Source organism: Anoxybacillus thermarum (genome assembly GCF_000836725.1).
Taxonomy (GTDB): Bacteria; Bacillota; Bacilli; order Bacillales; family Anoxybacillaceae; genus Anoxybacillus; species Anoxybacillus thermarum.
Genome location: NZ_JXTH01000004.1, coordinates 68411 through 79348 on the forward strand (window position 1 = coordinate 68411; position 10938 = coordinate 79348).

Sequence of the window (10938 nt, forward strand, 5' to 3'; positions counted from 1 at the left end):
ATATTGACCTGCATATGTAAAAGTATGCGACAGCAACAACGTCATTTATATATTGACATAGCAAAAGGCTTTCTTATTTTTGGAATATTTGATAAAATGAAACGGAGCATCAGATGAATGACAAGAAAGTAGGGATGGAATGTGAAAGTATTTTTGGACTTAATGTGGTTTTTTAAACAAGAAAAAAAAGCGTATATAATCGGAATTATATTGCTTGCGATTGTGTCGTTGCTTGAGCTTGTTCCACCGAAAGTGATTGGGCACGTTGTTGATGCGATAAAAGCAGGGGAACTAACGAAAGAAAAGCTCGCTACGTGGTTAAGCTTGCTCGCATGTGTTGCGATTTGTATGTACGGTTGTCGTTACGTTTGGCGGACGATGATTTTCGGATCGGCGGCGAAGCTTGCTCGGCTGTTGCGCGATCGACTGTACGGTCACTTTACAACGATGTCTCCGTCTTTTTATCAACATCGCCGCATCGGTGATTTAATGGCACATGCGACAAATGATTTACAAGCGATCCAGCAAACAGCGGGTGTTGGTGTCTTGACGCTTGTCGATTCACTATGCATTGGCGGGTTTGTTATTGCGACGATGGCATTTACAATTAGCTGGAAACTAACGCTCATTTGTTTATTGCCAATGCCGCTTATGGTGTATTTAACAAGCTATTACGGGTCGCTACTTCATCGACGGTTTCATCATGCGCAGGAGGCGTTTTCCGCTTTAAACGATAAAGTGCAAGAAAGCATTGCGGGCATGAAAGTAATAAAAACGTTCGGACAAGAAAAAGAAGAAATCGAATCGTTTCGAGTACAAGCGGATGACGTCGTTCGAAAAAATATGGCGGTTGCCCGCATTGATTCATTGTTTGATCCAACGATTTCGCTTATTGTCGGCGTGTCGTTTTTTTTAGCGATTGTTTTTGGTGCTCGTTTTGTCGTGCAAGGAGAGTTGACAATTGGGCAACTCGTTTCTTTTACGATGTATTTGGGGCTTCTCATTTGGCCAATGTTAGCATTCGGATGGCTATTTAATATTGTCGAACGCGGTCGCGCTTCGTATGACCGAGTTTCCTCGTTGTTGCGCGAAAAACCAGATATACAAGAAAATGAAGGGCTACTTGATGACGTACCGACAGGCGACATCACGTACGATATTCGTTCCTTTACGTATCCGAATGAAACGAAGCCAACTTTACAGCACATTCAGTTTACATTAAAAAAAGGAGAAACGTTAGGGATTGTCGGGAAAACAGGAGCGGGAAAGACAACGCTTTTAAAAGTGTTATTGCGCGAGTTTGTTGGAATGGATGGGGATGTTTATTTTGGCGGACATTCGATTACACAATATCGGTTAGAACGATTGCGTGAAGCTATTGGTTATGTACCGCAAGACCATTTTCTTTTTTCGGCTTCTATTCGCGACAATATCGCTTTTGCTCGACCTAATGCGAGTCAAGAAGAAGTAGAGCATGTCGCCAAACTCGCTCAAGTGCATGATGATATTGTACAATTTCCAGAAGGGTACGAAACAGTCGTTGGTGAAAGAGGCGTGTCTTTATCAGGGGGACAAAAGCAACGGCTATCGATTGCGCGTGCATTGCTCCTTGATCCGGAAGTACTTATTTTAGACGACTCGCTATCTGCAGTCGATGCTCAAACCGAAGAACGCATTTTAAGAGCGTTGAAAGAAAATCGGGCAGGCAAAACGACGATTATTGCGACGCATCGGTTAAGTGCCATTCAACACGCGCATTTAATTTTAGTGCTTGAAGATGGAAACATTGTTCAGCGAGGTACGCACGAAGAGCTTGTTGTCCAAGACGGTTGGTATCGGGATATGTACGTTCGCCAGCAGCTCGAACAGTTTGTGGAACGTGGAGGTGCGCAATGAAATCGAATATGAATCAACGGCAAGTGTTTATGCGGCTCATGAGCTATGCGATCCCGCATCGAAAGTCGCTATTTTTTGCTTTTTTTCTTTTAGCCTTAACGACTGCGGGCGAAGTGCTCGGTCCGATTATTGTAAAAGTGTTTATTGATGACTACTTAACACATATGACATTTCCGCTTCAAGCGATGATCGGATTAGCAGCTGCCTACGTCACGATCCACATTGGGAAAGTCGTTCTTTCTTACTTTCAATTGCTGAAGTTTCAAGAAATTGCGCTAAAAATTATTCAACAGCTGCGCATCGATGTATTTTCAAAAGTACAATCGTTAGGAATGCGTTATTTTGATCGGACCCCAGCGGGAAGCATCGTATCGCGAGTGACAAATGATACGGAAGCGATTAAAGAAATGTTTGTTGAAGTGCTTGTTACATTTATCCAAAGTGCTTTTTTCTTAATTGGTGTATTTGTTGCAATGTTTTTGCTCGATGTTCGTTTAGCTACTTTTTGCTTAGTGATTTTACCGGTTATTTATATCATTATTCGTACGTATCGAAAGTATAGCTCGGTGTTTTATAGCGATTTGCGCGAGCGGTTAAGCCAGCTGAATGCCAAGTTAAATGAGTCGCTTCAAGGTATGGCGATCATCCAAGCGTTCCGTCAGCAAAAGCGGATGAGAGAGCAATTTGGAGACATTAACGAAAAACATTATATAGCGGCAATGAAAAATATTAAACTTGATAGTTTATTGCTTCGTCCAGCGACAGACGTCGTTTATGTATTTTCGCTTATTGTCGTTTTAAGTTATTTTGGCATCTCTTCTTTTCAAAGTCCGGTTGAAATCGGTGTGTTGTATGCCTTCGTCAATTATTTAGAGCGTTTTTTTGAACCGATTAACCAAATGATGATGCGGTTATCGATGTTTCAGCAAGCGCTCGTTGCTTCATCTCGCGTTTTTCAATTGTTAGATGAACGAGAAGAAGAGCCGAAACAATATGAGCAACCACTTGTTATTGAAAAAGGAACGGTGGAATTTCGCAATGTATCGTTTAGTTATGATGGAAAACGTGACGTGTTAAAAAACATTTCGTTTATCGCTCGACCTGGAGAAACAGTTGCGCTCGTCGGTCATACAGGAAGCGGGAAAAGTTCGATTATTCAACTGCTCATGCGCTTTTACGAGTTTGAGCGCGGTGACATTTTGATTGATGGACATTCCATTAAAGCATATCCGAAAAGGGAATTGCGAAAAAATATCGGCCTTGTCCTTCAAGATCCGTTTTTGTTTTATGGGACGGTGCGAGATAACATTCGACTGCATCATAAAAGTTTGACAGATGAAGATATAGAACAAGCTGCCACATTTGTTCAAGCCCATTCGTTTATTGAAAAATTGCCAAAAGGGTACGATCATCCCGTGACAGAGAGGGGGACGACGTTTTCGAGCGGCCAACGTCAACTAATTGCCTTTGCCCGTACAATTGCGATCAATCCGAAAATATTAGTGCTTGATGAAGCAACGGCAAATATCGATACAGAAACAGAGGAAGCCATTCAACAAGCGCTCGAAAAGATGAGAAAAGGGCGAACGACGATTGCGATTGCCCATCGTTTATCAACGATTCAAGATGCTGATCAAATTCTCGTTTTGCATCAAGGTGAAATTGTTGAGCGCGGAACGCATCAACAGCTGCTTGCAAAACGAGGGTTATATTATCGGATGTACGTCTTGCAAAATGGGTTAACGGAAGATGTATGTATATAAATGTTTTTAAAGCTTGTTTCAGTTTTGTAAAGCACATTTGTCGAAGCCGCCACGCTTTATGTGGCGGTTTCGCAATATACGATTTCCCCTAGTTTTGGTACATATAGCTGCTCGTTTGGAAAGTTGCGCCGTTTCCATTCGGCATATAGGCGGTCTAGTGCTTCTTTTGGTGTATCGTCAGCGAGTGGAAATGTACCGTAATGCATCGGAATAAATGTGTTGGCACGGCAATCGACAAATGCTTGTACAGCTTCTTCTGGTGTCACATGTTGTGGCCCCATAAACCATTCTGGTTCATATGCTCCAATAGGCAGCAACGCATAATCGATATGGAAACGCTCTCCGATCGCGCGAAACCCGCGAAAATATCCACTATCTCCAGCGAAATAAAACGTTGGTTTTTCTTTTGCTTCAATGACCCATCCCCCCCAATGAGATGTATTCGTATCAAATAGTGTCCGTTTTGACCAGTGTTGTGCTGGAACAAACGTAAACGAAACATCCTGTTCGACAACTGTGTCCCACCAACAGCATTCCACGACACGCTCAAACCCTCTTTTGAGAAAGGATGAACGTAACCCACTAGGAACGAGGATGAGAGGATTTCCTTTCATCTGTTTTATGCTTGAGAAATGTAAATGATCATAGTGGCTATGAGAAATTAATATGACATCAACAGGAGGTACATCATGAATCGGAATGGCCGGATCAGTTAGTCTGCGAATCGTTCCTAATCGTTTTGCCCAAACCGGATCTGTAACGATGGTTAAGCCGTTTATTTGAATAATAAATGTCGCATGCCCTACCCATGTGAGCAACGTTTGCTTTTTATTTGTATGCAGCAAAGAAGAGTCCATATATTCACGGGGCAAAGTATATGACCAATCTTTCTTTTTTTGTCTTCTTTCGGCATACCAACGCCGCAAATCAGCAAATGTTTTTGTTGTGTATACCCCATCTAAATTTTCATATCGTTTTCCCATTTTCTTCTCCTCCAATATGGGTGTTTCATTTGAGTATTCAGTATATATAAGTATACACCATGATTTCTTTAATTTTTTTGTTCGTATGAAAATGTTTCTCTTGACAATGGGAAAATGAAGCAAGTCATTCGCAATCTCGTCGGAGTGAATATGCAAGTTTGTTTAAAATATATCAGAACCAAAGCAAAACGTGATTAAATACGTGTTGAACGAGGGGGGGAGAAACTGGGCATAACATATGCTCAGTTCTATTTTTTATTGTTCACATATTAACTATAATGAATATATGAAGCGAAAGAAGATGATATGGCCGCGTCATGATGGATCGGATATGAATACATTATAGTAAAAAAATGATTGGGGAGAAGAAAGGTGGAAGATGTTGTACTTCAACACGCGGAACAGTTGAAGCATTGGGAAGAAAAACAAGAAGAGATTTTGCAAGAATTAATGGAAAACCAACAAAAAATTCATGAGCAAAACGACTTATATTATAACGAAAAAGAAGAGGGGCGCATTATTGAACGATATTATGAGCATATTCATGATCAAAAGGACGGAACGTTTTTATTTCGAGCATATCACGATTTAATCAAGCGGACACATATACGCCGCATCCCTTATTTTCTAAGCAAAGATTACTATTTGTACACATGGGTTGATTTGCAGCCGGATGGAACAGTAAAAAGTATTTATTCAGGAAAAAAGAAAGATCCGCGCACGGTTATTTTACAAGACTATGAGACGATTCGAAAGCGATATGAACAATTCATTCAACTTGTGAAAAAAGCTAAAAAAGGTGAACTCGATTTTGAACAAAAGATAAAAATGGTCGATCGACAATTCAAATTTAATGCAGAACATGTCGTTCCACAATCTTGGTTTGGGGCGAAAGAGCCGATGAAAGGGGATTTGCATCACTTATTCGTTTGTGAACCCCGTTGTAATTCGATCCGTTCGAATTTTCCTTATGCGGATTTTCCATTTTATGAACCAGAGTCCCCTTATGAAATGATTCAAAATGACTGTGGAGTAGCATACGGAGAATATTTTGAGCCTGAACACGGAAAAGGGGCGGTGGCGCGAGCGATGTTGTATTTCCTCGTTCGTTATCCGCGAGCGATCAAACAGCCGTTTATTGATCAAATAAACATTTCCTTGCTTATTCAATGGCATAAACAGTTTCCTGTTACAATGTATGAAAAACATCGTAACGCGGCTATTTTTCGTATTCAAGGAAACCGCAATCCGTTCATAGATAAACCGCATCTTGTTGAACAGCTTTATTTTTTGATTGGACGTAAAAGTGGTTAGGCGTTCGCACACATCCCACTCTTTTTCATATGCTGTATTACAGTTTATGAAAAGGGGAAGAGAACGATGGGTGTGGAGTTCACAGCGTTGCATTGGATTTACGTCTCGTTTATTTGTATCATTATCGCGTTAATGATTTGGCGTAAAGATACATCGTTAGCTTGTATGATTGGCATCTTTTTGTTAGCGATTACAGCGACAGGCTCTTTGCCGCTTTCTATCAGTACGATTTTTAAAAGTTTTATTTACGCCATCACAGAACTTCTTCCGACCATTCTTGTCATATCTATTATCGTATCAATGAGTAAGCTTCTGACGATCACAGGCATGAATGAAGTGATGATTGCGCCGTTTGCGAAATTGATTCGGACCCCAACGTTAGCTTATTGGACGATCGGGATATTAATGATGGTTATCTCGTGGTTTTTCTGGCCATCACCTGCTGTGGCATTACTTGGAGCGGTGTTGTTACCGGTCGCTGTTCGTGTAGGATTACCTGCGTTAGGGGTGGCGATGGCGATGAACTTATTCGGACATGGCATTGCGCTATCAGGTGATTTTATTATTCAAGGGGCACCGAAATTAACAGCAGATGCTGCAGGTATTCCTGTTTCCGAAGTCATTTCCGCAAGCATTCCGCTCGTCTTTGTGATGGGAATAGTCACAGTGACAACCGCGTTTTTCTTGTTGCGTCGCGATATGAAAAGAGGGAACATTCAACAAGGCGAAGCGGTTGCCATCGCTGAAAGTGAAGTACAGTCTCACTTATTAACAAAACGAATGAAAGTGACATTTGCGTTTCTTATTCCGATTTTATTTGGCCTAGACGTTGTAGCGATGTATTATTTTCAATTGCAAGGCGGAGATGCAACTGCGTTAATTGGTGGAACAGCCATTTTCATTTTATCTCTCTTATCAGTCGTGGCATATAAAAAGAAAAGTTTAGAACAAATTACAGGCTTATTCATTCAAGGATTTCAATTTGGGTTTAAAGTGTTCGGTCCCGTCATCCCGATCGCAGCATTCTTTTATTTAGGAGATTCCGGATTTCAAACGATAATTGGTGATTTTTTACCAAAACGGTCGCATGGCATTGTGAATGATTTAGGTGTGGCTTTATCGAGTGTCGTTCCATTAAGTAAAGAAGTTGGAGCTGTGACATTAGCTGGAGTAGGTGCCATCACAGGCTTGGATGGCTCGGGATTTTCAGGTATTTCCCTTGTTGGCTCCATTGCAAAATTGTTTGCGGCAGCAATTGGAACGGGAATTGCCACATTGACAGCACTTGGTCAAATCGTAGCAATTTGGGTTGGGGGAGGAACATTAGTGCCTTGGGCGCTCATTCCGGCAGCTGCCATTTGTGGTGTCAGCCCATTTGAATTAGCAAGACGAAATGTTGTGCCAGTTATTATCGGGTTAACTGTAACGACAATTGTTGCGATGTTTCTTATTTAGTTATAAAGAGTGTCTCCAACGAGGCACTCTTTTTTCTGTTATAAAAAGTAACATGAAAACAAAAAATTTTCAAAAAAATGTTGCATTTCCATCTCTTTATGTAATATATTATAACCATAAATGTAATGAAAAATGACATAAAAGAGAGATGAGAATGAATGAGGGACAGTTGAGTCTGGCGCTTGATTCACTTTGGGTCATGTTAGGTGCTATTTTAGTCATTGGAATGCAAGTCGGATTTGCTTTGTTAGAAGCTGGTTCGACACGAATGAAAAATGCTGGCCATGTCGCCGGAAAACAAATATTAAGCTTTGCGATTGCCTCACTTGCATTTTGGGCGGCAGGTTTCGCCATTACATTTGGAAAAGGAAATGGATTCATTGGCACAGAAGGATGGTTTTTAAAGGAAGGAACAGAAACGTTCTCCTCGCTTTCATGGGCGAATGTACCGCTCGAGTTAAAATTTTTATTCCAGCTTGCTTTTGTTGGGGTATCTTTAGCAATTGCGTGGGGAGGATTCGCTGAACGAGCGAAATTATCCGTTTACTTTATTTTTGGAACGATTTTTACCGTCGCTATTTATCCTGTGATCGGCCATTGGGTATGGGGAGGTGGCTGGCTTGGAGAAATGGGAATGCAAGATTTTGCGGGTTCAACAGTTGTCCATTTACAAGGAGCCATTGCCGCATTAGTCGCAACGTTGCTACTAGGGCCGCGAATTGGAAAATTCAACAAAGATGGGACATCTAACTACATTCCAGGCCATAACCAAGTATATACCGTTATCGGCGGCTTCGTCTTATGGGTTGGTTGGTTTGGATTTAATGCAGGAAGTACAATGGGAACGGCAGACGGATTTTTTGGTTATGTCGCGTTAACAACAAATATTGCGGCCGCCGCCGGAGCGATCGCTTCGATTTTAACAGCAAAATGGCTTGTTGGGAAAGCGGATATTCCTGCGATGGTCAACGGCGTATTAGCCGCGCTCGTTGCGATTACAGCAGCATGCGCGTTCGTCGAGCCGTGGGCAGCGGCAGTCATTGGTGCTGTTGCTGGATCATTTACATTTTGGACGTCTGTATATTTTGAACGAAAAGGCATTGATGATCCGATTTACGCATTTTCTGTTCATGGCATAGCCGGCATTGTTGGGACGATTTCAACTGGCTTTTTCGCTTCGCCACGCCTTGTAGAAAAAACAGGGATTGGAAAACCGGGGTTATTTTATGGCGGAGGAGTGGATCAGCTTCTTGTTCAAACGATTGGTGTTTTAGGTGCAGCGGTGTATGTGGCGATGGTTTCGTTTATGATCTTATATGTTTTGAAAAAGACGATCGGCTTACGTGTGACACTTGATCAAGAAATTTCTGGCCTTGATATTAGTGAGCATGGTTCATATGGGTATCCAGAGCATTTAGACCCAAGTTATCAACAACCACCAACCGCTGTTTCATCTCGTTCGTTATGAAAATGGTGATCGTATGAATGCTCTGGACACAATTGTCGCTCGGACGGAACAATGTAGCGATACGACACAACTAAAGCAACTTCATGGTGAAGTTGCTTTTCTCCTCTCTTCTCTTTCATTTTCTTTTTATAGCATATTTGATGTATACGATGCGCTTTGTATGTGCCACGATGCGCTCATGAAACAAGCGTTGCTGTTAGCTGAACGAGAAGTTGATCGGCAAGGAATCGGCAAAAAACCTTCTTCTTTTTGTTGGTTTGTGATGGGGAGCAGTGGGCGAAAGGAACCGACCGTTTGGACTGATCAAGATAACGGAGTGATTTTTTCATGTTTGCATAGCGAAAAAGACGATTGTTATATATATATGCGTGAGTATGCACGTATCGGCGTTCTTTTTTTGAACGAAATTGGTTATCCGTATTGTCCTGGTTATGTGATGGCAACAAACGAAAGATGGTTGAAAGAAGTTGGAGAATGGCATGAACAAATTGAAAAATATGTAACAAATGAACATATAGATGATATTCGCTATTTATCTATGTTAGCTGATATGCGTCCAATTTATGGAGAATATGCACTTGCTACTCAGCTGAAAACGACATTATATAAAAAGATTGCGGCGACTGTTTCTTTGCGCAGTCGCATGATTGATAGCGTTCGTATTCCTTTTGTTCCGATTGGACCTTTTGGACGGGTGTACGTCGAACGTTGGGGAGAGAAAAGCGGCATGATTGATATAAAACAAGGAGGATATGTTCAGCTCAATCATGTGTTGAAATGGGTTGCTGTTCAAAAACAATTTGTTCATGCTTATTCAACATTTGAGCGGTTAACGCGTTGGTATGATGAACATGGCTGCTCACAACAGCAGTTTGAACGTATTGAAAAAGCGCTTCAGACGTTTTTGTATTTTCGCTTACGATGTTCGTTAGAAGGAAGTCATTTAGCGATACGACATTTATCTAAGGAAGAGAAAAGACGATTAAAAAAAGCAATGACAGTAGCGAAAAAAATGCAACGTCATGCAAGGAAGTGGGTGTAATTGATGGAGCGACCGTTTCAATGGATTAACCGAGTATTATCGCTTGGGCTTCGTTATGATCAAGCCACAGCGGTCGGTCCAGCTTTTCAACAAGAGGCCTGGATTCGAAAAATGATGAAAGAAGCAAAGAAACATACGTATTCGCTCGAAACGCCGCTTTCTGACGTGACGTTTATTTTATTAGATACAGAGACGACAGGTTTTTCGCCTCAAGGAGGAGATGAAATTTTTTCACTTGCGGCTTTAAAAACAAAAAAAGGTGAAGCGTTTGACTTGTATTGTTCTCACTTTCGCCCAAAGCGTCCGATTCCAGAGCACGTCGTCGCACTTACAGGCATAACAAATGACGATGTGGTATGCGCGCCTTCGCTTGAAGAGGAGATTCATCATATCCTTTCTTTTTTGAATGGCAGTATTTTAATCGGTTATCATATTCAGCACGACGTTGCATTTTTAAATGAATTTTTATCGCGTAACTATCGTATAGTTTTGCAGCAAACCGCGATCGAAATGAGGAGAATAATGGAATGTATATATCATCATTCATTTCCAACGCTCGATGATGCATTATTATTTTACCATTTATCCACTGTTGATCGTCATACGGCGAAAGGAGATGTCATGAGTTTATTTGAGATTTGGAAGCGAGTTTTTGCGGACTTGCAACGGTTGAAAATCGACACGCTACATGATTTATATGCGTTACTTAGTCAACGTTCATAAGTGTGAGTAAAATATTTGTGGGTGACATTCAGGAATGATTCCCCGACGAGGGTTGCGAACTTTTGTTCGCGACGCTCGTCGGGGCCACCAAGCGAAGCGCGGTAGAAAAAAGCAAATGTCATGCAAAAAGGACTCTCTCCCTGCTATGATGGTGATGACCAACATCAATAAAACAGGAGGGAGAGAGTCCATGAAACATTTTACCACAGAATGGCCTTTATTAAAAGAGCTGGAGGAACAATTAGTCAGAACTCTTCAAAAGGTGTTCGCTGTCTTGTTGGCGGCCCTTTTGGA

The 10938-nt window shown here is 41.5% G+C and carries 8 protein-coding genes; 7 read left to right on the plus strand and 1 reads right to left on the minus strand.

The features are described 5' to 3' along the window. Nucleotides 1-141 precede the first annotated feature (141 nt). Together LH47_RS01885 and LH47_RS01890 are read left to right on the plus strand one after the other, a co-directional pair. Nucleotides 142-1896, plus strand: coding sequence for an ABC transporter transmembrane domain-containing protein (locus tag LH47_RS01885; protein WP_043964262.1), 1755 nt, complete (start codon nucleotides 142-144; stop codon nucleotides 1894-1896). Further along, nucleotides 1893-3659 carry an ABC transporter ATP-binding protein gene (locus LH47_RS01890; RefSeq protein WP_043964264.1) on the plus strand — a complete coding sequence of 589 codons (1767 nt, stop codon included), beginning with the start codon at nucleotides 1893-1895 and terminating at the stop codon, nucleotides 3657-3659. Before LH47_RS01885 ends, LH47_RS01890 begins: the two co-directional genes overlap by 4 nt. Before the next feature lie 56 nt (nucleotides 3660-3715). Here LH47_RS01890 and LH47_RS01895 read toward each other — a convergent pair whose 3' ends face one another. Continuing rightward, nucleotides 3716-4642, minus strand: a complete 927-nt coding sequence (locus LH47_RS01895; protein ID WP_043964266.1) for an MBL fold metallo-hydrolase — start codon at nucleotides 4640-4642, stop codon at nucleotides 3716-3718. Between the two features lie 372 nt (nucleotides 4643-5014). Between LH47_RS01895 and LH47_RS01900 the strand changes: the two genes are divergently transcribed. From LH47_RS01900 to LH47_RS01920, 5 genes are all read left to right on the plus strand, one after another. Beyond that, complete coding sequence (locus LH47_RS01900; protein ID WP_235341021.1) at nucleotides 5015-5956, plus strand: endonuclease I family protein; 942 nt, start codon at nucleotides 5015-5017, stop codon at nucleotides 5954-5956. Nucleotides 5957-6022: 66 nt separating this feature from the next. Beyond that, nucleotides 6023-7411 carry a membrane protein gene (locus LH47_RS01905; protein WP_043964271.1) on the plus strand — a complete coding sequence of 463 codons (1389 nt, stop codon included), beginning with the start codon at nucleotides 6023-6025 and terminating at the stop codon, nucleotides 7409-7411. Nucleotides 7412-7565: 154 nt separating this feature from the next. Next, entirely contained in the window at nucleotides 7566-8879 is a 1314-nt protein-coding gene (locus LH47_RS01910; RefSeq protein WP_043964273.1) for an ammonium transporter, read from the plus strand. 13 nt (nucleotides 8880-8892) lie between these two features. After that, entirely contained in the window at nucleotides 8893-9921 is a 1029-nt protein-coding gene (locus LH47_RS01915; protein WP_043964275.1) for a DUF294 nucleotidyltransferase-like domain-containing protein, read from the plus strand. A gap of 3 nt (nucleotides 9922-9924) precedes the next feature. Further along, a complete protein-coding gene (locus LH47_RS01920; RefSeq protein ID WP_043964290.1) occupies nucleotides 9925-10644 on the plus strand; it encodes an exonuclease domain-containing protein in 720 nt (239 codons plus the stop codon). The last annotated feature ends 294 nt before the right edge of the window (nucleotides 10645-10938 follow it).